This is a genomic window from Pullulanibacillus camelliae (assembly GCF_014642655.1).
GTDB classification, from domain to species: Bacteria; Bacillota; Bacilli; order Bacillales; family Sporolactobacillaceae; genus Pullulanibacillus; species Pullulanibacillus camelliae.
On record NZ_BMIR01000007.1, the window covers coordinates 26759 to 49935 of the forward strand.

The following is a 23177-nucleotide window of genomic DNA, read 5'->3' on the forward strand; positions in this document are numbered from 1 at the left end:
TTTTCAGCCTTGGGACCTCTTCCTGAGGATAATGACTAAAAAGGCAGGTCAGGCTTCCTCCTTGCGGTTGGTTACGACAATAACAAAGCATCAAGGAGTGAAGGATAAATGAGTTTAATAACTGTTGAGCGATTATCTCATACATTCGGAGATAAAACCGTTTTTCAAAATATCAATTTTCGTTTACTAAACGGTGAAAAGGTCGGTTTAGTCGGTCCGAACGGAGCGGGAAAGTCCACGTTAATCAAGTTATTAACAGGAGAGCTTTTACCTGATGAAGGAACGATTAAATGGGCCTCTAAGGTGCGGTTTGGACATCTGCAACAGCATATCGGTTTAAAACCAGGCCTCACATTGCGTGCCTTTTTAAAGCGGGCATTTCAGGAGCACTTTCAGATAGAGAAGCAGGGCATCAAAATATCTGAAGGGATGGCGACGGCAAATGCAGAGGAACTTGAAGTGCTGCTTGATAAATACGGTCGGATTCAGGAATGGCTGGAACAGCACGACTTTTATGCCATTGATGCCAAAGTAGATCATGTTGCCGATGGATTAGGTCTGATGGCTCTAGGTATGGATAGCGATGTGACCCATTTGAGCGGCGGCCAGCGGACAAAGCTTCTCTTAGCAAAGCTGTTACTGGAACAGCCAGATGTACTGCTTTTAGATGAACCGACAAACTATCTTGATACGGCACATATCGACTGGCTGACAGGATATCTTAAGTCCTATCCGCATGCCTTTATTTTGATCTCACATGACACGGCATTTATGAATGAGGTTGTTCATTTGATTTATCATCTCGAGCATCAGCGCTTAACACGCTATGTTGGGAATTACACGGCTTTCTTAAAGCAGAGTGAACAACGAGAGCGACAATGGCTGGAGGCTTTTAATAGGCAACAAAAGGAAATCGAGAAGCTGGAAACATATATTGCCAAGAATAAAGCCCGTGCTGCGACGGCTAGACAAGCTAAATCTCGAGAAAAGCGCTTAGAAAAAATAGAACGACTGGAAAAGCCAACCCAAGTTCCAAAACCACGTTTTTATTTTCCTACGAGAGAAGCGTCTGTTCGTCTGGTTTGTCAAGCCGATGGATTAACCGTTGGGTATGAACGCCCGCTTTTTCCTAAACTTGATCTTAAATTAGAACGAGGACAAAAAGTGGCGATTGTGGGGCATAATGGGATTGGCAAAACCACTTTATTAAAGACACTTTTAGGTTGGCAGCGCCCGATTGCAGGGCAGGTGACTATTGGTGACAGGGTATCCCCAGCTTATTTTGAACAAGAGCATCTTCTTCCAAATGAAACACCTCTTGAATTTATATGGAGAGCCTTTCCGCAATATGAACAGAAATCTATCCGTGCGGCTCTTGCAAGGTGTGGATTAAGCGAGCGCCATTTACGCCAACCGCTTCCTGTTTTATCTGGAGGGGAACAAACTAAAGTGCGTTTGTGTTATTGGACATTAGCCCCGTCCAATTGGCTTATTTTAGACGAACCAACCAATCACCTTGACGTCAAGGCCAAAGCGTCCTTAAAAGAGGCGCTAATGGCTTATAAAGGAACCATCTTACTCGTATCACATGAATGCAGTTTCTTTGAGGATTGGGTCACACATGTGTGGGATAGTGAGACGTGGATTAATTAGTATAAGGTGGGGAGAGCTACTAAGACTGATTTATGCAGAGAATGTTATGAAATATAATAAGGAGGATGAGATTCCCCTTATACCGAACGCTAAGAGTTTAAAGGAGCTAAGGAAAACAAAAGCGTAATCAAAATACGGAGACTCCTTTGGGAGCGGGGCGAGGGTGACTTCACGAATGAATAAACGACGCGTTGTTGTTGACGACAAAGCAAGCCTAACAGACGCAGGAACAGGGGTTTCTTAGTCTAAGTTTTTTATGGTTTTCAAGGCACTTCGGCTAACATCATCACATCCATGTGATAACACCGAAGCGAGCACCTCAGGCCCCCCAAAAAAAGTAAAGAACCACTTTTCAGGGCCCCAGATGGCCACCCCTACCCACATCGTATGGGCATGAGGAAAGCGAGTAGTTTGACAGAGCGCTTCATCACTCACTTAAAAATCCGAACGCATGCCTTCAAAATTATGAATGCGTTCGGATTCTCTATGAGCTGAAGACTTCTATCTCAGCCCCTTTTAATAAATATGTGGGTTAATATTCCATTTTTTCAAAATAAGGTTTGCCAAAAGTAAGGGCGATCATGGCGACTAAAACGCATGCACAGCCGACATAAAAAGGAACGTGTAGGTTAAAGACCTCGGAAAGCTTTCCGGCTAGCCAAGGAGCGATGGCGCCGCCAACAAAACGAACAAAGCTATAGGCTGATGAAGCAACACCGCGTTCTACAGGTGAGACCTCCATAACAGCTGTTGTGATCAGCGTGTTATTAACCCCTAAGAAAGCACCAGCGATAATGATGAGAAAAATGACTGTATTTTGTGAGCTTGTAAATAACCCCATGCAGAGCAAATCCAGTGCAAATAAGATTAGAATACCATATAGAGTTTTCAGCAGGCCGAAGCGCGCCTGCAGCTTAGGAGCAACAAATACGGAGGTAATCGCCAAAAGTACACCCCAAAAGAAAAAGACATAGCCTGTGCCAATTGCTGTTAAATCCATGACGAATGGAGAATAGGCAAGCAAAGTAAAGAAGCCAAAATTATATAAGAGTGCAGTAATACCAAGGCTTAATAATCCACCATGCTTGAGCGCACGAAAGGGGTCTAAAATCGATGTTTTTTGTTTAGGCTTTGGCACACCTTTTAAGAGAATCCAAATGGCTATAAAACCAATGGCCATGAGTATGGACACTCCGAAGAAAGGTCCGCGCCAACTGATTGATCCGAGCGTTCCACCTAATAATGGACCGACGGACATACCAAGACCGAGGGCTGCTTCATACAAGATAATGGCAGATTCAGAGCCTCCAGTTGCCACACTTACAATTGCGGCAAGAGCAGTAGAAATAAAGAGCGCATTGCCTAATCCCCAGCCCGCTCTGAAGCCTACGATTTGGCCAACAGTGTTGGACATACCTCCAAGAAAGGCAAAAACAATGATTAAGAGTAGCCCAACAAGTAAAGTAGCTTTTGGACCAATTCGGCTTGAAACAAAACCAGTAATTAACATAGCTACACCAGTGACGAGCATATAACTCGTAAAGAGTAGTTCAACTTGAGAAGGGGTAGCATGAAGCTCTTCTCCAATGGATTTTAAAATCGGATCAACTAAGCCAATCCCCATAAAAGCCACAACGCATGCAAAAGCAACAGCATAGGCTGCTTTTGGCTGATGAAAAGGGTTGGCCTTCTTATTGTTTGTAGCATGCGAATTCATTCAATCACCTCTAATTCATTTTTCAATCTTCTAGCATTTTGGAGCACAAACGGATCATTTCTTTTGCTTCTTCTGGAGTTAATTTGCCGAAATATTTCTCTAAAACTGTGGACCGTGATATCGAAATATCCTTGATTAAATCCCGCCCTTTGTCAGTAATCACGAGATGGATGACACGACGATCATCAGCAGAACGTTGGCGCTCAATGATGCCAGAACGCACCATGCGATCAGCGAGCGCCGTCATTGCTCCAACAGAAATGCCGAGCTCTGTCGCTGCGTGTGACATGGTTTTAGGTCCATCGCTGTCTAAGGATTCTATGAGTTGAATCTGTGGACTGGACAAATAGAAGTTCCACTTTTGGCGTACCTCGCGATTAATGCTGCGATTTAAACGAATGAAGGTAAAAAGATTAACCTCAGCCATTGTCGCCTCCTAATTGTGATCTTTATAATAATGCTTTTAATCACATCAATTATCATACAAAATTATTTTACCTATGTAAACTATTTACCTCAACAAAATAAAATCGACTATAAATTTGAACATCCTGTGACAAATGCTTCTTATTCACTATTTTTATATATTTCAAAAAAGTAAGCGTTTGACTGTAGGGTGATGACAATGCTAATCTGAAAATAAAAAGCTTTCGTATTAAGATTTTGAAAGCGGTGAGGTGATTGTAATGCAGGGTATGAATTCTCCTGATGCGTTTTGGTCCCTTGGTTTTTTTAATCTATGGCATCCTGTGATGGTCATTATACTGATTGCCATTGGTTGGCTCTACCTTTATAGTGTTCGCTCTAAGCTTGGAAGGATTCCGTCGCTTAAAGCCTTTTTCTTTTTAGCAGGTTTATTTGCCTTCTATGCGGCTGAGGGGAGTCCGTTTCACGCATTTGGTCATCATTATTTATTCTCAGCGCATATGCTGAGCATGTCTATCACCTATTTTGTCATGCCGCCCCTGATTCTATCTGGTCTTTATGATTGGATGGTTGATCCACTATTAAAGCAGAAAAGCGTTCGCAGCATTCTTCACTTTTTAACGAATCCGATTCTAGGAGTACTTTTATTTAACGTTTTATTGTCTTTTTATCATGTTCCAGTGATTTTTAATTTTATAATGAGTCATCCATGGATGATGGTGATGGCTAATGTCGTTCTAATCTTTTTTGCTTTTATCATGTGGTGGCTCGTCTTTACACCTACTGAAAAAAACACAAGAGTGCTGACGGATTTTCAAAAGCTAGGCTATGTTTTTGCTTCTAGCGTTATTTTGACTCCGGCCTGTGCGATGATCATGTTTGCTGATCATTTTCTCTATATTAAAACAGCAAGTGAAGTCACAGTTCTCCATTTTTTACCGCCGTTACAGGATCAAAAATCTGGCGGTGTCGTGATGAAAATCATGCAGGAGATCGTCTTTATTTGTGTGTTAGCTTCTATAATTTATAAATGGGCCAAAAAGGAAAGAGACCCCCAAGCTAATGATCTTAATCCAACGTCTGATGTTGATTTAATGCAACAACCAGACTATTAATAAAGAACGAGAACACTTTTCGGGGACCCCGATTGTGTGTCGGAGGCCTGCTCATGAAAAGAAAAGGTTTTGACGGAGGGCTTCATGCCTTTCTGGAAAATTCGAACGTTTCCTTTAGAAATTGTGATGCGTTCGGTTTTTCTATGAGCAGAATCCTTCTGTCCTAGCCACTTTCCTATCGTTTGACACTTTGCCATCGATATTCTATTAAAGTTTTGTTTAGAGCGGGCATGAATTGGTATAACTAATCATAGACTATAGAAATGCCGCAAGCAAAGGAAGATTCTATGATAGGACCTCAACTCATTCGCAATCATTTTAACCGCCCAAAATTAATCATCGTTATACCCATCTCTATTGTTTTTATATTTATTTGTACTGCACTTCTCACGATGACTCAAGTTCAGCGGTTTTTATTTATTGATAGTATGAATAGTGCTTTAGGTGGTATAAAGGCGGAAACTTTCCTAGAGCTCATGGGGTGGGAAAACCCATATTATGACAAAGAGCTTCCCGATGAATATGAGCGGATCAGTTTCTCAAAGATGGCTTTACAAACGGTCACTAATATTAATTTTAAAGATGAAAGAAGTTTGTTAGGTAACGAACTTCCTGGGTTTTCTGTCTTTGATACAAAGATCATAATTGCAGGTGAAGGGACTAATTATACGAATGTCCCAATTGAATCGCCTCCTCCACCCGATTATGTATTAAAAGGGGATAAGAAGGAGAACGCTGATGAAAAGAAGGATACACCACCACCAAAACAGACAGCTACTCATGCTCAGGTGTTTTTCTATAATACGCATAGCTGGGAGTCTTATCTTCCGCTTCTAGGTGAAACAGGGGCAAAAAATGCCAACCTTGCTTCAACACAAGATCAGAGCAAAAATGTCCATCTTGTCGATCAATTCATCATAGATGGTCTTGCCAATGATGGCGTTGAAGCTGTCCAGGATAAAGATATTGTCACGGATTACAATACTGCGTACAGCATTTCTCGAAAGTTTATCAAAGCAGCGATTGATAGTAAAAAAGATTATCAGTTATTTTTAGATATTCATCGTGACTCTTCTCGTAAGAAGGATACAACAACAACCATTAATGGCAAGAGCTATGCACGCGTCTCTTTTATCATTGGAGCGGCCAATCCGAATGCTGAAAAGAACAAGACGGTAGCTCAAGAGCTTCATCATAAGCTAACAAAGGCCTATCCTGGTGTAAGTAAAGGTGTTTTTGAAAAAACGAGAGCTGAAGGTAATGGGGTATATAACCAAGATCTATCCCCACACGCTTTATTAATTGAAGTTGGAGGGGTTGACAATACCTTAGAAGAATTAAAGCGGACGGCGAATGCTCTTGCGGATGTGATCAGTGAATATGTCAAACAGGCTGATAAAGTCTAGGTGTTTGTATTTGACGAGTCAATGGGTTTCATATAAAATAAAAAAATCCACAGCATCAATGGACAGACAATATAAAAAGGCGGTAGCATGTTGCTTATAGTATCTTTGTGCAGAAGCTGCCACCATGAGCGAGAGACTCCTACGAGGTGATCGATTCCTGAGTAGGAGTCTATTTACTGGAGGTGGAGAAAAGTGGTAAGTATTGTCGTGGGATTCTTTGGGATGATTGGTGCATTGTTAAGATATGAACTATCAGATATCGGACTGTGGCAGGGAACCACATTTCCAATTGGAACACTTTTGTGCAATTTAATTGGTTGTTTGGTATTAGGCTGGTTTAATCAGAGCATTAAGCGTTCCGAAAAAATACATACAAATATAAAAATAGGCATTAGTACGGGTTTAATTGGTTCCTTTACCACATTTTCAACATTTAGTGTTGAAACCATTGAGCTGTTTCAAAAGCACCATGTTTCTTTAGGCATCTTATATATTTTAGTAAGCCTTATTGGCGGTTGGTGCTTTGTCTTTTTGGGGGACAAGCTGGGACAACGCAAGCATAGAGAGGTGAGTCAATAAAGATGCCATATGCTATTTACGTTATCATAGGTGCCTTTTTTGGAGCCATCGCACGCTTTTGGTTTAGCAAGCTGTTTAACAAAGAGGCCTTTCCATGGGGCACGTTAATTGTCAATCTAGTTGGTGCCTTTTTACTTGGGCTACTCACAGGGAGCCATCAGCATAAATACATCAATATGATGCTGGGCACAGGATTTATGGGGGCATTTACAACCTTCTCAACATTCAAAGTGGAGAATCTAGCCCTTCATTTAAAGAAGCTGTGGAGACCACTGACCTTTTACGTTGTGATCACATATGGTCTTGGCATATTTCTCGCTTGGCTAGGTTATTGGATGGGGCAATAACATTCAGCTTTATCACTAATTTTTAACATTTTTTCTTACATGTTATATTCTCCTATACCATTGTCCTATATTGCTCATATACTATGGTGACATTCAACATGGGATAGGAGGGCTATGCGTGTCTAATAATCGTTTTTATGATCTCTGTCAAGCACATATGCACCGTGCCGTAGAAATTAGAACTGTCGACGGTCAAGTGCATCGCGGTATTATTAATCGTGTTGATCAAAATCATGTTTATTTATCACCGCTTTCTGGGAATCAAGATGGATTCGATGGAGGACCTGGTCTTTACTACTGGGGATATGGCTGGGGCTTTCCAATCGCTTTAGCAAGCATTGCTGCCTTAGCAGCGATTGCTTTCTGGTAAAATGGCGGGCGAATGACACAACAAAAATACGCGTTAAAGTAAAAAAGGAGAGGACTTCACCTCTCCTTTTCACTTTAATGAGGAAAATAAAATTTTAATGGAGTGGATCGTGCCGCTTCCGCTCCAGGCAGCTCACTTTCTACGGGTACGGCCTCAGCTCATTTGGGAATGGAAAAGTGGTGTTCCTAAGTATTTATGATTAAAAGTCTCCTGTTCCTGCGTCTACGCGTATGGCTTGGAAGTCAGCTTTCTCGAAACAACTCGAAGTTTATTCGTTAAGTAACGCTGGCCCCGCTTCCGTTAGAGTCTCGCATCTTCTGCTCCACTTCATTTGTTGGCTCTCGAAGCCTTTTAACTCTAACAAGCTCCTTTCGTAATGCAGCCCTGATTTAATTTTTGTTTTTTTATTTATCAACATTCTGCCAAATTAACCTACGAATTGACAAGTGAGGAGCTTGTTTCGTTCATGATAACTCGCGCCTGAAGGGGCTTACTGATCTCCCACTTCCCGCAGGAGTCTCGCGCCTTGTGCTCCCATCCACTTGACCAGGCAATGAAGCCTCTTTCATATTGGATGATGCCCTATACTAAGGACAAGGAGCGGGCACGCTTTTAAGCTCGGTTTTTCTAATTTTTCTCAGACGATGGTGACCGTAAAAAGCGCAGCAAATCTCCGTACACGACATGATCTGATAGAATAAGGTCTTGATGGGCCGCTTCTTTAAGTGTTAGGCAATTTGACATCGCTACTTTTTCTCCAGTGGGCTGTTTGTAGCATTGATGGACATTGGCTGCATAAAGATAACGGTCGGAGATCGCACTGCCATCCCGTTGCACGGTAAAGCTTTTGCGTTTGTTTGAAAATAAATCAGCGCCAAACCCGATGAGATGGTCAGTAGATAGGCCAAGAAGATGAAGGATCGTCGGTCTAAGATCCACCTCGCCCCCTGTGGTGTGCATGACGTGTGATGAAGCGCCATCTAAGTTGGGAATATGAATAAATAAAGGAACCTTTTGCAATTTGTAATGTGAATAGGCTGTGATTTTATCCTCGCCTAATACGCTTGCCATTGCTGGATTGTGATTATCGGAAATGCCATAATGGTCACCGTATAAAATCACAACGGATTGATCATACAAGCCAGTATCTTTAAGCCTTTGAAAGAAATATCTCAGCGCCTCATCTTGATAGCGTGCCGTTTGAAAATATCGGTTGACGACACCATCACCAGTGTCTGCTCTCTTGAGAGAGGCTTCACCATGATCTAATAAAAATGGAAAATGGTTTGAGAGTAAGATGAATTTGGCATAAAAAGGCTGTTTGAGCCTGGCGAGCTTTGGGACAGCTTGTTTGAAAAAGGCTTTGTCCTTTAAGCCGTAATTAATGGTATTTTTTTCTGTCAAGTGAAAATCCTTTTCCGAATAAAAGTGATCATAACCTAGTGTCGCATACATAATGTCTCGATTCCAAAAGCTCTTATGATTGCCATGAAAGACGACGGAAGTATAGCCACTTTTGTCAAGGATATGCGGTAAGGCCTGATAATGATTATGCGCATTCGTTGTATAGACTGCTCCTCTGGGCAAAGGATATAAAGCGTTGTCTATGAGAAATTCTGCATCAGAGGTTTTTCCTTGTCCGGTATTGTGATAAAAATGATCGAAATAAAAAGTGTCGCTTGTCAATTGATTGAGAAAGGGCGTCACCTCTTCACCATGAAGTTTATAATGAATAAGAAAGTTTTGTGTGGATTCTAAGGAGACAAGAATGACATTTTTATGTTTGGCGATGCCGAAAAGATTCGGGTTAGGCGGCGTATAATTGGCTTTTACATAGTTTTCTACTTCTATGGTATCGGAATCATCGGCAAAGGCCTTTTGAGAAGAGGTCCGGATATTCATAATCATGTCGTAAATATGATAATTATACAGTCCTAATAGTTTAACGAGTTTAGCTCGATCAAAGCCGCGGCTGAGGAGCTGTGGTCTCTGGCCTTCAGCAAGGGATAGATTAAAAAGAAATAAACACCCTGCAATAATAAACATAGAACTGATATTGATCTTTTTATCAAACGCCCTGTCGTTGGTTTTCATTATAAATAATGTGGAGAGAATGCAAAGTGTATCGAGCCAATAGAGAAAATCATGTGGGGCCATTAAGGCCTGAGTGCTATTCCCCAACTGGCTAAAATTTTTGAATTGCATGAGATCCGGAACTGTTAAAAAATCATTAAAAAAGCGATGATAAATTATATTAGCATATAAAATCACAGTAAAAGAAATAGTGAAGGCGCCTGTATAGAGCTTAAAAAGTCGCCCGTTAAAAAGCAGGGCGCATCCAAAAAAGAAAAAAGCAGTGCTTAAAGGCGAAATGAGCAAAATAAAGCCTTGCACATTGTTCTCAATATCCAAGTGGAATTCAAATAAAAAGGCAAGGTATGACTTTAACCAAAAGCAGAAAATGGTTAGCCATACCACATTCTTTGGGTTAATCGTTTGTAATTGGCTGTACTGCATACCTGAAAAAAACCTCCCTGTAGCACATCAGCTATAGCATATGTCGAAAGTGGGCAAGTTATGTTGACAAAATGTCGAACGCATAAATCAAAATCATTATTATTTACAAATTCAATAGAGGCAGTTAAAATTAACGTTAGCTAAATCAAAATAATTATCATTTAGAGATATTGAGGGATATAGGCATGAGTCTGGCACTCGAATTAAAAAATGTCACAGTACAATATCAAACAGATATTGCTGTTAAGAACGTGAGTCTTGCTGTTGAAGAGGGAGAATTTTTAATCATTATGGGGCCTAATGGTGGCGGAAAATCGACGTTAATAAAGGCCGTGTTAGATCTTGTTCCCTTAACAGCAGGAGAGATCACTATCAACGGGCAAAATCGCCAGCATTCCTTTGGGAAAATCGGTTACGTCCCCCAACAAAGCTATTTTGATCATAAGTTTCCAATTACGGTCAAAGATGTGATCCTGATGGGAAGATTGCCTGCAAAAATGCGTTGGTTTCACAGGTATAGCGCACAGGATCATGAGATTGCCCAGCGCGTGATGGCGGATTTGAATATCGAACATTTAGCCCATAAAAATTTGGACGAGCTTTCAGGAGGACAAAAGCAAAAAGTACTTATTGCGAGAGCGTTGTCCACTCATCCTGAAATCCTTGTCTTAGACGAGCCAACGACAAGCCTGGATCCACCTTCACGACTACAAATCTATAACATCCTGAAAACGTTAAATGAAAAGATGACCATTGTAATGATTAGTCATGATGATCAAACCATCAGTCAGTATGGGTCAACCATGATTTATTTTAATAAGAGGATTCTTTATAAAGGCAAGGATTTTCCACCGCAGCTCCTTGTTTCAACGAATATATAGGAGGGCGTCATGAAAATCGAATTTACACAGCATATTTTAATGCATGCCTTGATCGGCGGCGTTATGGCAAGTATTATTTGTGGTATTATCGGCATTATTGTCTTGGAAAAAAGATTGGTGATGATGAGTGGAGGGATTGCCCATTCAGCTATTGGTGGGATGGGACTAGGCTATTTCTTTAACTTCGCTCCAATGATTGGTGCTGTCGTCGTCGCGGTGCTTGCTTCCTTAGGGATAGGGCGCTTTCAGAGAAGGCAAAACGAGACAAGCGATGTTTTGATCGGTATATTTTGGGCAGTGAGTATGGCGATCGGTGTCTTTTTAATGGATCTTGCTGGTAAGCAAGTTGAATTTGAGGAATATTTATTTGGTAACATCTTCACGATATCTACTTTGCAATTATGGTTGTTTTTAGGATTAATGCTTTTGCTTATTCTTGTTTTCATAGGGCTTTTTCATGCGTTTAAAGCCTATCTCTTCGATGAAGAATATGCCTCTGTTCAAGGTCTCAATGTCCGTTTTTTTGAATGGTTCCTCTTTATTGTCCTTGGTTTCACGACCATTTTGATGATAAAAGTTGTGGGCATGCTACTGGTCATTGCCTTGTACTCCGCACCGCCTGCTATTGCTAAACGGCTAACAAAAGTATTTTATCGCGTGATTATCTTGACGATTGTTTTAAATCTATTTTTTGTTCTTGTGGGTGTTGTCATTTCCTATGTCCTTCATATTTCTTCCGGAACAGCGATTGTATTCCTCACTGGGATCACTTATTTTACAGTCATGACGATAGACCTGTTGCGGACCAAGCAACGTTTACGTCGGGACCGCCTAATCAATGAGGATACACAAACCTGAACTTATGCGAAAGGGGGAGGGGAGCATGACAGCATCGCTACTCAGAGATGTGATTGCCAAGGATCTATCCATATTATTTATTGGATTCAATCCAAGCCTACGGTCAGCGGAGGTAGGCCATCATTACGCCAGTCCCAATAATCGCTTTTGGACCATTCTTTATCGCTCCGGTCTTACGCCTTATCAATTATCTGCAGATGAGGATACTCACCTATTAAAATGGGGGTATGGGTCGACGAATATCGTCGACCGTCCCACAAAGGCGGCTGATGAGATTACTCCACAGGAGTATGCAGAAGGCAGAATAAAGCTAAAAGAAAAGCTAAAGACCTACCAGCCAAAATGTGCCTGCTATGTCGGGAAAGGTGTCTATCTTCAATTTGCACGTTTAAAATCAGCACCATGGGGAAAACAAAGCTATTCACAAGTGGAGGGGATGATTGATTTTGTTGTGCCTTCATCCAGTGGACTTGTGCGGATGAAAATAGATGAAATCGTCTCGATTTATAGTCAATTAAAAAATTTGTAAATGGATATTGACAGAGCTCATACTTTGTTTATATGATAGGTAGTACATAAAATAATAGTATCAGCGTTGAAGAGAAACAGTAGTGAAGCTTTCCCTGGCACAGAAAACCGACGGTTGCTGCGAGTCGGTGCACAAAGTCTTTGCAAATTACCTCTCTGAGCTTCCTTTGTGAATTTTAGTAGCAAAGGACGGTGAGCAATCATCGTTAAACGTAAAGAAGTTGGGTTCGTTACACCGATTAAATATTAACGGATCTAAAAAGGATGGTACCGCGCATATAAAGCGCTCCTTTATGAGGAGCGCTTTTATTTATATCTTAAGAAGTATAGTTATACGCTAAAATGCCTGGTTCTGCATTGCAAATAGGTATAGCCGAGGTTTTTCTAAGATGGATGGTTGTTGCATTGTAAACAAGATAACTTTTAAGACACCGAATGGAGGAAGGTTTAGTGGATTTAATTCAGGATTTAGAGTACAGAGGATTATTGCTTCAAGTAACCGATAAAGAGGGTTTAAATAGCGCTTTACAGCAGCCACTCACGCTATATTGTGGTTTTGATCCAACAGCGGATAGCTTACATGTCGGTAATCTTTTGCAAATCATCGTATTAAAAAGATTTCAAGATGCTGGACACCGACCGATTGCTTTAGTAGGTGGGGGGACAGGTTTGATCGGTGATCCTAGTGGACGCTCTAGTGAACGACAGTTAAATGAACAGAATATCGTCGAGGATTGGGGCAATAAATTAAAACAGCAGCTCTCACGCTTCCTTAATTTTACGGATGGTGATAATAAGGCCCTATTGGCCAATAATTATGACTGGCTCGGGAAGTTGACTCTCATCTCATTCTTACGTGATATTGGCAAGCACTTCCCAGTAAACTACATGCTTTCTAAGGATTCTGTCACTTCCCGAATGGAAGCGGGTATTTCTTACACTGAATTTAGCTACATGATGCTTCAGGCTTATGACTACTTAAATCTTTTTGAAAAAGAAGGCGTGCGTTTACAGATCGGCGGCAGTGATCAGTGGGGCAATATTACCGCAGGTCTTGAATTAATCCGTCGCTCTGGTCATGAAGAACAGGCCTTTGGTCTGACCATGCCTCTTATAACCAATAGTGATGGTCAAAAATTGGGTAAATCAATGGGCAATGGCATCTGGCTCGACCCAGAAAAAACGACACCTTATGAGTTCTACCAATTCTGGATTAATACCGACGACCGTGATGTCATTCGTTTTATAAAATATTTTACGTTTCTATCAAAAGAGGAAATTGCTGAATTAGAAAAGGAAGTTGAAACGGCTCCAGAAAAACGCATGGCTCAAAAGCGTTTAGCAGAAGAACTCACAGCTTTTGTTCATGGTCCAGAAGCTTTGCAGCAAGCGATCAAAATTACTGAGGCGCTATTTAGCGGTGATATCAAGTGCTTATCTGCTGCTGATATTCGTCAAGGCTTTAAGGATGTGCCTACGTATGTGATGGAAGAGAAGGGTGAAATGAGCCTTGTTGACTTAATTGTGACTGCAGGTGTGACCCCATCAAAACGGCAGGCACGTGAGGATATCCAAAATGGTGCCATTTACATTAATGGCGAACGACAAACGGATGTCAGCTATAGAGTGACCGAAAAGGATCGAATTGAAGGACACTACCTTTTAATTCGTCGCGGCAAGAAGAAATACACATTGGTTCAATATTGATTGAAGAAAGCACATGATGGGCGCATCATGTGCTTTTGGTAACGTTAGAATGTATAACTTTGTGGAAGCCCTTTAAATGCCCCTTGGCTTTCTCCGCTTGAGGCTTGGCATATAAGTCAAGTTTCTGATGTCGATACTCGAATGAGCGCGCCTCTTTAGTGCCATATTAAGGATAGTCAATCGATGTGGAGGAGAGTTGGATGGCAGAGAACATCAGTCGCTATGACCTTGAACGATTAGTTGAGGATAAACGTTGGCTCGCACAGCAGGGGGAGCTTGCTTCCTACATTCCGGAATTAAAGCGAGCCGATCCTTTACGCTTAGGGGTATCGATCACGACGCTTGATGGTAAAACGCTTTCCGTAGGTCATTGTCAGGATGCTTTTTCTCTACAAAGCATCTCTAAAGTCCTCAGTTTAATAATGGCACTTATGGACAATGGCTTTGATAACGTCTTTTCTAAAGTCGGCATGGAGCCTAGTGGTGAACCATTCAATTCTATCAGCAAGCTGGAAACGATGGAGAATCATATTCCTTTGAATCCGATGATTAATTCAGGTGCGATTGCGGTTAGTGCTTTAATTAAGGGAGACTCCGTGGCACATCGGTTTGAAAGGGTGCTCAACTTCATTCAGAAGATTGCCGATGATTCGACCATTACTCTTAATGAAAAAGTGTATTTCTCAGAAAAGGCGACTGGGGATCGTAACCGCTCGCTGGCCTATTTTATGAAAAGTACCGGGGTGATCGAGACCGATGTTGATGAAGCCCTTGATCTTTATTTTCGTCTTTGTTCTATTAACGTTACCTGCTGTCATCTCTCTAGAATTGGGGCCTTTTTGGCTAATAAAGGAGTGATTCCAGGGCAAAGGCAGCCGTTAGTAAGTGAGGATATTATAAGGGTCGCGAATACCATCATGTTCACTGCCGGTATGTATAATGAATCTGGAGAAAGTGCGATCCGCACAGGTATTCCAGCAAAGAGTGGTGTGAGCGGAGGGATTTTGGCCGTTGCACCAGGGCGGATGGGGATTGGCATTATTGGTCCCGCTATTAACAAAAAAGGAAATAGCATTGCTGGTTTAAGCTTGTTATCGGCTATTTCTAAAAGCTATGACTTGCACCTTTTAACCTAGGAAAACTGATGAAATGAACAAGCATGTCATCCGAGTGGGAGACATCATGCTTGTCATCATGCTGTTAATGGATGCTTTGATGCATTTCTTGCTTTTGTAAGGTGATTAAACGCAAGGCGAGGCCAATCGCTCCAAGAGCAAGTCCGCAAATAAGCCCAACCCAATACCCATATGGCCCCAGCCCGGTATAAGCTGCCAGGATATAGCCAAGGGGAAGCCCAATGATCCAATAAGCAATGAGTGTAAGAATGAGTGCAACATTCACATCTTTATACCCACGTAGGGCACCTTGAATGGGGGCCTGTAGAGCATCAGAAAGTTGAAAAAACACAGCGTAAATAAGAAAATGGCTGGTCAGTTGAAGAACATGAGAATCTTCAGTATACAAGCGAGCAAACGACTCTCTAAAAGTATATAAAAAGATAGATAAGACGCAGGCGATGATGATCGCTAGACCAATACCTAAAAAACTATAGGTCTTGGCATCCTGATAACGCCCAGAGCCATTTTCATAGCCGACTGCTATCGTTAAGGCCATAGCAATGCTTAAGGGCACCATGAAGAGCAAGGCTTCAAAATTTAGAGCGGCCTGATGCGCCGCAACAGTTACTGTACCATATCGACTCATAAACAAGGTGACTGCAGAAAAAATACTTGTCTCAAAAAATATAGCAAAGCCAATGGGGACACCAATTTTCAATTGCGCCTTCCACTCTTTAAAGGAAATTTTATAAACGTGTCGAAAAGGTTTATAGCTTGCAAAGGGATGCACACGGATGATAACAATAAGTGCAATTAACGCTATGATCCAATAAGTAATGGCAGTGGCATAACCCGTGCCGACACCACCGAGCCTTGGAAACCCAAACTTTCCAAATATGAATAAATAGTTAAAAAGAATATTAATGGGTAATGAACAGAGCGTGATCACCATAGTAATAGTGGTTTTACCATGGGCGTCCATGAAATTGCGCAAAACACCATAGACAAATAAAGGAAGAATGCCAATAGCAAGCGCATGAAGATAACGCTTAGCAATACTTTGAACCACTTCGGTCAATTCCATAGCATTTAAGATGGGCTGTAAAACAACACCACCAATGATGACAACGGCTAAAGCGATAGCAATGGATAAATAAATTCCTTGCATTAAAGTGAAAGGGATTGCTCGCTGCCTTTTACGACCAAGATGGTTGGAAATGAGTGTGGTGATCGCAATCAATATACCAGATAAGCCTGTATATACAGGCATCCATAAACTGGAGCCAATGGCGACACCAGCAAGATCATTTGTCCCGGCGTGTCCTGACATAAGTGTGTCAAAAAAGCTCATGGCGGATAAGCCAATCTGGGTGACAAGAATCGGAAAGAGTAAGGTGAGAATCACTTTCAATTTTTCCGATAGGCGATGTGTTGGATACATAAGATTCCTTCCTTTGACCAAGACAATATAGACCTATAGAAGTATACCATAGGCTCTGTCATTCTACATATAGTTGGGATGATTTTTTACCGCATAGTAAGCTAGATATTTCGACTCTGAGACGCTTGATGCTATAATAGGGCTATAGATATTTGTTAGGTGGAGGAAACAGGATGACCAAAGCAGTGTATTATGAAGATGCCTATATCAAGCAATTCACCTCTCTTATTGTCCAAACAGGGGTTGATCAAGCAGAGCGTCCATATGTGATTCTTGAAGAAACTGCTTTTTACCCGACTGGCGGTGGACAGCCTTCTGATCAGGGCACGATTGAGGATATTCCTGTCATTGATGTTGAAAAGAGCAATGATGCAATTATTCATTACTTGAAAAGTCCTTTGAAAATGAAACAAGGGACCAAAGTGACAGGGCGACTGGATTGGGAGCGGCGTTTTGATCATATGCAGCAGCATGCTGGACAACATTTATTGTCGGCTGTATTTGCAGATCATTTTGGCTGGCAAACGACGAGCTTTCACCTTGGTCGTGAAATCAATACCATTGATCTATCAACAGATTCTCTCTCAGAAGCGGCTGTTCACGAAGTAGAACAGGCTGTGAATACTGTGGTTTTTGAGCATCGTCCGATCACAGCGACTTGGGTGGAAGGCGATGACTGGCAGCGTTATCCGTTAAGAAAACCGCCAACTGTATCTGAAAATATTCGTATCGTTATGATTGATCGTATCGATTATAATGCTTGTGGTGGTACGCATCCAAAAGGAACGGGTGAAATTGGCGCTGTAAAAGTCCTTGGCTGGCAACGTCATAAGCAAGGGACGAGGGTCTCTTTTATTTGTGGCTGGCGGGTCATCCATGATTTTGGAAAAAAACAGCAATTGCTTAAGCAGCTGACACAAGCGCTCAACAGTCCTGAGGATGAACTTCCCACTGCCATAGATCAGCTTTTCGACAGGCAAGATAAACTGCAAAAGAAAGTAGAAGAGCAGAATGACACGCTTCTTGATTACGAAATTCGTGATCTCATCGCTGAAGCACAGCCATTCCATACGTATAAGCTCATTTCGACCAGCTTTGTTGACCGTTCTGTGAAAACCTGTCAAAAGCTAGTGGGGAGCATTACTGATCAAGAACCACGAGCAATTGTATTGGCTGTTATACATAATGATGCCCGCCTACATTTCATCGCCGCTCGCGGGACAGAGCCTCATTACAATATGAATGCCATCGTCAGACAAGCCTTACCTTTTATTAACGGTAAAGGCGGAGGAAGACCTGAGCGCGCTCAAGGTGGTGGAGAAGCTGTTGTAACACCCGACTTCTTTTTAAAGCATGCAACACAGTTTTTAGAAAAAGAAACTCTTGTGGAGGAATGAAGATGGAAAGTATAAATAAAGAAAAGGTTCAAGAAGCATTGGATCTTTTTCTGAATCAAGATGTCTATTTGCATTTGGAGACGACCAATGGTGTGTACACAGCGTTTAATGATGAAAATGCGCTTTCTGTTGGTGCATACATCCGCAACGGTAAAATCAATTACAGTATAGGCAAAATTACTGGCGTAGGTCCTTATCGTGTAGGACTAAAAATCGATTTAGGCTGGGTATATGCAGAAGGATTAACAGATTGGGAGTTAGATGATAAAGGGAGATTGCTGTTAGCTGGACACCATGCTGATGGAAAATTAGCAGCGGCACTGCAATTAAGTAAAGAACCATTCTAAGAGTAAATGAGGAGGACCATGATATGGAGAGACATGTGCTCGTCGCCTTCCCTCATCCAGACGATGAGGCGTTTGGTGTAGCAGGAACAATTATTCATTATACACAAGCAGGTGTCCCGGTAACTTATGCCTGTGGAACACTTGGAGAAATGGGACGAAATATGGGGCAACCTTTTTTTGCAAATAGAGAAACTTTACCTGAAGTAAGAAAGAAGGAGCTCCAAAATGCTTGTAAAGTGATGGGGATTCAAGATCTCCGCATGATGGGCTTGCGCGATAAGACCATTGAATTTGAGGATGAAGAAGCGATTGCAGACAAACTCTACGCTGTTATACAAGAAACTAAGCCATCATTGGTGATCACGTTTTATCCAGGCTATGCCGTTCACCCGGATCATGATGCTTATGGCGCCGCTATGATCAAGGCTTTGATGCGCCTACCAGAGAATGAACGTCCCACCATTCACTGTAAGGCCTTCTCCAAAAATTGTGAGGACTTTATTGGAAAACCTGACGTTATCAACGACGTTGCTGATGTTCTTGACCAAAAATTAGATACAATTCGTGCCCATAAAAGTCAAACGGAAGCAAATTTTAAAGTGTGGGATGAAAAAATCGTCGCTCAAGATGCAGAACTCCTCAATTGGCTTACCAAAGAAACGTTTTGGACATATAAAGGCTAGAGGGGATCAAAGTGATGAATATCACTATAACCGATCGAGCCAATCAAGCTTTAGAAGAGTTAAACACTGTGGAAAACAGTTTATTAAAATTAAAATATGAAACGGAGGGCTGTGGCTGTGTCGTCTCAGGAGTGAACGAATTGTGGGTGGTCACCGCGCCTGACGTTGATGATATTTTCATCGAAACCAACGGGACACCTATTCTTGTAGAACGGTCTAAACGGGTTTTTTTGGATGAAGCGCTGACCGTCGATTACTCAGATGTCACCCAGATGTTCATGCTTAAAAGTCCTAATCAAATCTTGAATCCAAGAATGCGGTTATTGAATAAAGTGAATGTTCGGTAAACATGACGCACAAGAAAGATACGTTCTTTCTTGTGCGTTTTTAAAATTTTTCTTGGGATAATTCTTTTCTTCTTGTAACACTCTAGAAGAGATATAATGAAAAGGAGGCTATTAAAAGTGAAATTAGCGGCCCATGAGCTTCATGCATTGAATGAATTGACGATGAGTTGTGTGAATTCGATCACGAATATGGGGTATATGCTACAGCATGTGATGGATCCAGAATTTAAAGCGATTTTAGAAAGACATTTTCCTCTTCATGTTCGTGATTACAATATGAAAGTAGAGTTCCTAACTCAAGCGCAAGGGGCGACAAAGGAGTTACCTCTATTAAAGGAGGAAGCCAAACTCAACGATTTTACGGCATCTCCTGTGGCAACTTATCCACCCATACAGCCAAGAACGATGGTAGATAATATGAATGATCGTGAAATGGCAACAGCCTATTTGTTAACTCTGAAACGGGCCGGACGAGAATATGCCTGGCAGGCGATGGAAATGGCTAACCCTGAAGTCCGTTCGTTTTGCCAAACTGCCTTTATGATGAGCTGTTCACATGCCTATGACATATGGCAATATATGGTTCAAAAAGGGTACTATCCGCTTGAGGCTGCTGATCCTACTATGACAACCAAAATTGCAGCGATATATCAAGTAGTTCCTGAAAACCAGCCACATATTCAGCAGTATATAGCTGAACATCAAAATCCAATTGCAGGACAAAGTAACCAGCTTTATCAGTGAAATCCAAGTGACATGTGCTTGTCGAGAGACCCGTGTTCATCATTCTACGGGTCTTTTTTCAAAAGAAAAGAAAGTAAAATTTCTGGTCATGAGGACGGTGCGGCTTACCGCTCCAGGCCGCTCGCTTTCCGCGGGAAAGTGGTAAGCCTCCTCGCGCCTGCGCACTGCTAAGGTCTTACCGATCTCCCACTTCCCGCAGGACTCTAGTATCCACATCATGAGTCAGCGGCGCCCGAGGAACACACGTTTTTAGAGTGTTCCGAATCGCGCGCCTTGCACTCCAATCCACTTGTTCAGGCAATGAAGTCTCTTCCATATCTGCTGATGCTCTAACTAGACAAGGACCAGAGCTTTACGCGCGGTTTTTCTTATTTTGGTTCTGGTTAAAAAAGGCGTGGGGCTTAAATTATACTTCAGCATAGTATATATTAGATTCATACATGACTAGAAAGGAGCAAAGAATTGTATGACACAATCCATACGAAATATTTACTGTGTTGGCCGAAATTATGCGCAGCATGCCAAAGAGTTAAACAACGAAGTCCCAACCTCGCCCTTCTTATTTTCCAAACCGACGCATGCCTTAGTAGAGGCTAAGAGCCAATCCATCCCACTACCAGGTCATCGGGGCACTATTCACTATGAAGCAGAATGGGTTGTACATATTTGTAGACCCTATCAAAAAGGGATGTCGTTAGAAGATTTGATTGATAAGATGGCGCTTGGCATAGATTTTACTTTGCGTGATGTTCAAAGCGAATTAAAGAAAAAAGGACAGCCTTGGTTGCTCGCGAAAGGGTTCCCAAATTCAGCGATCATTAGCAAATGGATAGACTTTCCTGGTCTGGAAACCTGTAAGCAAACGCCTTTTTCTTTATGGAAGAATGATCAAAACGTCCAAACGGGTAATATTGAAGAGATGCTTTTCGATTTACCGTCGATTATTGCATTTACGGCAGAGCACTTTGGCCTAGGCGAGGGGGATATCATCTACACTGGAACCCCATCAGGTGTAGGCCCAGTGGCAGATCAAGATAAATTTGTTTTAAAATGGGGTGAAGCGTCTCTCGCAGAATTTACCGTTGATTTGCAATCCTCAAGGGTGGGGAAAAACTAAAAGAGGTTACTCGAATACCGAAAGATAAATTTTAAAAGCAGTTAGGGGAAACGGAAGCGTCGTAAGCGGCGACTCCTAGAGGGAACGGGGCGAGCTTTACTTCACGAATAAACTTCGCGTTGTTCCGAGGAAGCTGACTACGAAGCCTAATCTAGTAGATGCAGGAACAGGGAACACAAATCGTCTATTCCAAAATGTATTGAAACCACTGGAAAAGTTCCCTTACCTTATTTTTTGTCATGGCACAAGGAAGATTCGGTGCTGATTTCATTTCAGGTACTCACTTTCCGCGGGAGAGTGGTAAGACTAGCTCATCATTACCATCCCAAAAAGTCAAGTGCTTTTTGGGATCCCGATTGTTCGTCGGAGTCGTGACCTTGGAAAGCGAAATATTTGACTGAGCGCTTCATGACTCACTTAAAAATCGGAACGCATTATTCGAAATGGGTGAATGCGTTCTGCGGGCTTCTCTATGAGCCGAATACGTCTGTTCCAGTCGCTTTCATAATTTCTAACTTCGCTCACGCTCTTAGGAAGATGATCATTTAAGTACCGCTGTGATTTTCACTGTCTAAGGCTTGCCGACACCTCTTAAGTAGGTAATTTGCAAAATCCCATTAGGAGAACTAGTGATACGTGAGGGTCAAGTAACAGTGTGTTATATTCAAAAAATCTACAAAAAGGGGAACGGTTGTTTTCTTTTTGTCCTTTAGTTATAATAATGAATAGATAATCTCCTCTCAGAGTATGTTCGCATCATGTTAAATAAGGATGTGAAATGTATGTCAGTTCCCTTAAAAATCGTCTGTGAAACCCCTTCATCTTATCTTGATCAAGACCGCCTTTGGAAAGAAATTATTACTGAATTATTTGAACCATTTGTATTATTTTTTATGCCAGACCTATTTGAACAGCTGGATTGGCAAAAGCAGCCTGAAATGCTGGAACAAGAGCTTCATGGTATCGATGTGAATAGAAAAGGAAGGAGAGAAGCTGATAAGCTTGTTAAGGCCTATCTCAAGAATGGGCAGGAACAATGGATTTTAATTCATATTGAGATCCAGGGACAGCCGGATAAGGATTTTTCTTTTCGTATGTTTCAGTACTTTTACAGAATTTTGGATAAATACAAACAAAAAGTAGTAGCACTAGCTCTTTTCACAGATAACAGTAAAGTATTTAGACCTGATCCATTTCATTATCACTTTTATGGAACAGAGGTTCACTACACATACAATTTTGTAAAATTATTAGAACTGGATGAGACAATGCTTCTTCTTTCGAAAAATCCTTTTGCCCTAGCGCTTTTAGCAGGAAAGTACGTCATAAAAAGTAAGAATAGTCATCAGCGTTATCATTATAAACGACAGTTGTTCGAACTCATTAAAAAGAAGTATAATGATAATCGAACAAGTCAAAAAATGCTTCGGAAAATCTTGATCTTTATTGATTATTTACTACAAGTCCCTCAATCACTAACCGCTGAGCTTTATAGCACGATTAATCCGCTGATGATAAAGGAGGAATCAAAGATGTCAGGATTGCTTGATGGACCTTCTCCAACGATAAGAAGTTATATTGAACATTTAAAAGCAGAGGGTAAAGCAGAAGGTAAAGCAGAGGGTAAAGCAGAAGGTAAAGCAGAGGGTCTAGAAGTTGGAAAACAAGAAGGCATGCAAGAAGGGGAACGCCAAGCTAAGCAAAGTATTGCCAAGGCCCTTTTACGAGAGGGGCTTGAACAAGAGCTGATAGTGAAAGTCACTGGATTATCTCAAGAGGATATCAGTAATATCATTAAACAATCTGAGCCAAAGAATTAAAGTGAGCGTTTAATTGAACGCATTTAACGTTATTTGGAAGTGATGCGGTGTCGGGGGCT

22 protein-coding genes and 1 other annotated feature are annotated in these 23177 nt (G+C 41.6%); of the genes, 18 read left to right on the forward strand and 4 right to left on the reverse strand.

Going from position 1 to position 23177, the window contains the following annotated elements; translation table 11 throughout:
- Window positions 1-108 precede the first annotated feature (108 nt).
- Window positions 109-1653: an ABC-F family ATP-binding cassette domain-containing protein gene (locus IEW82_RS08700; protein ID WP_188692447.1), complete on the forward strand. Its 1545-nt coding sequence runs from the start codon at window positions 109-111 to the stop codon at window positions 1651-1653.
- A gap of 532 nt (window positions 1654-2185) precedes the next feature.
- Here the strand turns inward: IEW82_RS08700 and IEW82_RS08705 are convergent.
- Entirely contained in the window at window positions 2186-3370 is a 1185-nt protein-coding gene (locus IEW82_RS08705) for an MFS transporter (protein ID WP_188692449.1), read from the reverse strand.
- 22 nt (window positions 3371-3392) lie between these two features.
- Entirely contained in the window at window positions 3393-3797 is a 405-nt protein-coding gene (locus IEW82_RS08710; RefSeq protein ID WP_188692452.1) for a MarR family winged helix-turn-helix transcriptional regulator, read from the reverse strand.
- Between the two features lie 259 nt (window positions 3798-4056).
- Here IEW82_RS08710 and IEW82_RS08715 point away from each other — a divergent pair, with 259 nt between their 5' ends.
- The 5 genes from IEW82_RS08715 to IEW82_RS08735 all read left to right on the forward strand — a co-directional run bounded on the left by IEW82_RS08715 (window position 4057) and on the right by IEW82_RS08735 (window position 7613).
- Window positions 4057-4911 (forward strand): cytochrome c oxidase assembly protein, encoded by an 855-nt coding sequence (locus IEW82_RS08715; protein WP_188692456.1) that lies wholly within the window; start codon window positions 4057-4059, stop codon window positions 4909-4911.
- Between the two features lie 287 nt (window positions 4912-5198).
- Window positions 5199-6317, forward strand: coding sequence for a stage II sporulation protein P (spoIIP, locus tag IEW82_RS08720; protein ID WP_188692459.1), 1119 nt, complete (start codon window positions 5199-5201; stop codon window positions 6315-6317).
- A 192-nt stretch (window positions 6318-6509) separates the two neighbouring features.
- Window positions 6510-6896: a fluoride efflux transporter CrcB gene (gene crcB, locus IEW82_RS08725; RefSeq protein WP_188692462.1), complete on the forward strand. Its 387-nt coding sequence runs from the start codon at window positions 6510-6512 to the stop codon at window positions 6894-6896.
- Between the two features lie 2 nt (window positions 6897-6898).
- A complete protein-coding gene (gene crcB, locus IEW82_RS08730) occupies window positions 6899-7243 on the forward strand; it encodes a fluoride efflux transporter CrcB (RefSeq protein WP_188692465.1) in 345 nt (114 codons plus the stop codon).
- A gap of 118 nt (window positions 7244-7361) precedes the next feature.
- The gene (locus IEW82_RS08735; RefSeq protein ID WP_188692469.1) at window positions 7362-7613 is read left to right on the forward strand and encodes a hypothetical protein; all 252 of its coding nucleotides are present in this window, start codon (window positions 7362-7364) and stop codon (window positions 7611-7613) included.
- A gap of 627 nt (window positions 7614-8240) precedes the next feature.
- Here IEW82_RS08735 and IEW82_RS08740 read toward each other — a convergent pair.
- Window positions 8241-10130, reverse strand: a complete 1890-nt coding sequence (locus IEW82_RS08740; RefSeq protein WP_188692474.1) for an LTA synthase family protein — start codon at window positions 10128-10130, stop codon at window positions 8241-8243.
- A 185-nt stretch (window positions 10131-10315) separates the two neighbouring features.
- Here IEW82_RS08740 and IEW82_RS08745 point away from each other — a divergent pair, with 185 nt between their 5' ends.
- The 5 genes from IEW82_RS08745 to glsA all read left to right on the forward strand — a co-directional run bounded on the left by IEW82_RS08745 (window position 10316) and on the right by glsA (window position 15240).
- On the forward strand, window positions 10316-11011 hold the full coding sequence (locus tag IEW82_RS08745; protein WP_188692476.1) for a metal ABC transporter ATP-binding protein: 696 nt from the start codon (window positions 10316-10318) through the stop codon (window positions 11009-11011).
- Between the two features lie 9 nt (window positions 11012-11020).
- The gene (locus IEW82_RS08750) at window positions 11021-11869 is read left to right on the forward strand and encodes a metal ABC transporter permease (RefSeq protein ID WP_188692479.1); all 849 of its coding nucleotides are present in this window, start codon (window positions 11021-11023) and stop codon (window positions 11867-11869) included.
- 25 nt (window positions 11870-11894) lie between these two features.
- The gene (locus IEW82_RS08755) at window positions 11895-12398 is read left to right on the forward strand and encodes a mismatch-specific DNA-glycosylase (protein WP_188692482.1); all 504 of its coding nucleotides are present in this window, start codon (window positions 11895-11897) and stop codon (window positions 12396-12398) included.
- 57 nt (window positions 12399-12455) lie between these two features.
- Window positions 12456-12691 (forward strand) — a binding site (T-box leader).
- A 141-nt stretch (window positions 12692-12832) separates the two neighbouring features.
- Window positions 12833-14104 (forward strand): tyrosine--tRNA ligase, encoded by a 1272-nt coding sequence (tyrS, locus tag IEW82_RS08760; RefSeq protein WP_308422144.1) that lies wholly within the window; start codon window positions 12833-12835, stop codon window positions 14102-14104.
- Between the two features lie 200 nt (window positions 14105-14304).
- Window positions 14305-15240 carry a glutaminase A gene (gene glsA, locus IEW82_RS08765; RefSeq protein WP_188692488.1) on the forward strand — a complete coding sequence of 312 codons (936 nt, stop codon included), beginning with the start codon at window positions 14305-14307 and terminating at the stop codon, window positions 15238-15240.
- Window positions 15241-15304: 64 nt separating this feature from the next.
- On the opposite strand, the gene IEW82_RS08770 is transcribed toward glsA, so the two are convergent.
- On the reverse strand, window positions 15305-16663 hold the full coding sequence (locus tag IEW82_RS08770) for an MATE family efflux transporter (RefSeq protein ID WP_188692489.1): 1359 nt from the start codon (window positions 16661-16663) through the stop codon (window positions 15305-15307).
- Window positions 16664-16836: 173 nt separating this feature from the next.
- Between IEW82_RS08770 and IEW82_RS08775 the strand changes: the two genes are divergently transcribed.
- The 7 genes from IEW82_RS08775 (at window position 16837) to IEW82_RS08805 (ending at window position 23118) form a co-directional block, all read left to right on the forward strand.
- Complete coding sequence (locus IEW82_RS08775) at window positions 16837-18060, forward strand: alanyl-tRNA editing protein (protein ID WP_188692491.1); 1224 nt, start codon at window positions 16837-16839, stop codon at window positions 18058-18060.
- Window positions 18061-18062: 2 nt separating this feature from the next.
- Entirely contained in the window at window positions 18063-18407 is a 345-nt protein-coding gene (locus IEW82_RS08780; RefSeq protein ID WP_188692493.1) for a YojF family protein, read from the forward strand.
- Between the two features lie 23 nt (window positions 18408-18430).
- Window positions 18431-19090 (forward strand): bacillithiol biosynthesis deacetylase BshB2, encoded by a 660-nt coding sequence (bshB2, locus tag IEW82_RS08785; RefSeq protein WP_188692495.1) that lies wholly within the window; start codon window positions 18431-18433, stop codon window positions 19088-19090.
- A 14-nt stretch (window positions 19091-19104) separates the two neighbouring features.
- A complete protein-coding gene (locus IEW82_RS08790; protein WP_188692497.1) occupies window positions 19105-19437 on the forward strand; it encodes an iron-sulfur cluster biosynthesis family protein in 333 nt (110 codons plus the stop codon).
- A 117-nt stretch (window positions 19438-19554) separates the two neighbouring features.
- Window positions 19555-20181 carry a spore coat protein gene (locus IEW82_RS08795; RefSeq protein WP_188692499.1) on the forward strand — a complete coding sequence of 209 codons (627 nt, stop codon included), beginning with the start codon at window positions 19555-19557 and terminating at the stop codon, window positions 20179-20181.
- Window positions 20182-20647: 466 nt separating this feature from the next.
- Window positions 20648-21298 carry a fumarylacetoacetate hydrolase family protein gene (locus tag IEW82_RS08800; RefSeq protein WP_188692502.1) on the forward strand — a complete coding sequence of 217 codons (651 nt, stop codon included), beginning with the start codon at window positions 20648-20650 and terminating at the stop codon, window positions 21296-21298.
- A gap of 782 nt (window positions 21299-22080) precedes the next feature.
- Entirely contained in the window at window positions 22081-23118 is a 1038-nt protein-coding gene (locus tag IEW82_RS08805) for an Rpn/YhgA-type helix-turn-helix domain-containing protein (RefSeq protein WP_188692504.1), read from the forward strand.
- The last annotated feature ends 59 nt before the right edge of the window (window positions 23119-23177 follow it).

Excerpts from the sequence above, each read along its gene's own strand:
- glsA (WP_188692488.1), top strand. The coding sequence starts at position 14,305 with ATGGCAGAGAACATCAGTCGCTATGACCTTGAACGATTAGTTGAGGAT.
- IEW82_RS08780 (WP_188692493.1), top strand. The coding sequence starts at position 18,063 with ATGGAAAGTATAAATAAAGAAAAGGTTCAAGAAGCATTGGATCTTTTT.
- IEW82_RS08775 (WP_188692491.1), top strand. The coding sequence starts at position 16,837 with ATGACCAAAGCAGTGTATTATGAAGATGCCTATATCAAGCAATTCACC.
- IEW82_RS08745 (WP_188692476.1), top strand. The coding sequence starts at position 10,316 with ATGAGTCTGGCACTCGAATTAAAAAATGTCACAGTACAATATCAAACA.
- IEW82_RS08790 (WP_188692497.1), top strand. The coding sequence starts at position 19,105 with ATGAATATCACTATAACCGATCGAGCCAATCAAGCTTTAGAAGAGTTA.
- tyrS (WP_308422144.1), top strand. The coding sequence starts at position 12,833 with ATGGAGGAAGGTTTAGTGGATTTAATTCAGGATTTAGAGTACAGAGGA.
- crcB (WP_188692465.1), top strand. The coding sequence starts at position 6,899 with ATGCCATATGCTATTTACGTTATCATAGGTGCCTTTTTTGGAGCCATC.
- IEW82_RS08740 (WP_188692474.1), bottom strand. The coding sequence starts at position 10,130 with ATGCAGTACAGCCAATTACAAACGATTAACCCAAAGAATGTGGTATGG.
- bshB2 (WP_188692495.1), top strand. The coding sequence starts at position 18,431 with ATGGAGAGACATGTGCTCGTCGCCTTCCCTCATCCAGACGATGAGGCG.
- IEW82_RS08705 (WP_188692449.1), bottom strand. The coding sequence starts at position 3,370 with ATGAATTCGCATGCTACAAACAATAAGAAGGCCAACCCTTTTCATCAG.
- IEW82_RS08805 (WP_188692504.1), top strand. The coding sequence starts at position 22,081 with ATGTCAGTTCCCTTAAAAATCGTCTGTGAAACCCCTTCATCTTATCTT.
- spoIIP (WP_188692459.1), top strand. The coding sequence starts at position 5,199 with ATGATAGGACCTCAACTCATTCGCAATCATTTTAACCGCCCAAAATTA.
- IEW82_RS08800 (WP_188692502.1), top strand. The coding sequence starts at position 20,648 with ATGACACAATCCATACGAAATATTTACTGTGTTGGCCGAAATTATGCG.
- IEW82_RS08770 (WP_188692489.1), bottom strand. The coding sequence starts at position 16,663 with ATGTATCCAACACATCGCCTATCGGAAAAATTGAAAGTGATTCTCACC.
- IEW82_RS08710 (WP_188692452.1), bottom strand. The coding sequence starts at position 3,797 with ATGGCTGAGGTTAATCTTTTTACCTTCATTCGTTTAAATCGCAGCATT.
- IEW82_RS08715 (WP_188692456.1), top strand. The coding sequence starts at position 4,057 with ATGCAGGGTATGAATTCTCCTGATGCGTTTTGGTCCCTTGGTTTTTTT.
- IEW82_RS08700 (WP_188692447.1), top strand. The coding sequence starts at position 109 with ATGAGTTTAATAACTGTTGAGCGATTATCTCATACATTCGGAGATAAA.
- IEW82_RS08750 (WP_188692479.1), top strand. The coding sequence starts at position 11,021 with ATGAAAATCGAATTTACACAGCATATTTTAATGCATGCCTTGATCGGC.
- IEW82_RS08755 (WP_188692482.1), top strand. The coding sequence starts at position 11,895 with ATGACAGCATCGCTACTCAGAGATGTGATTGCCAAGGATCTATCCATA.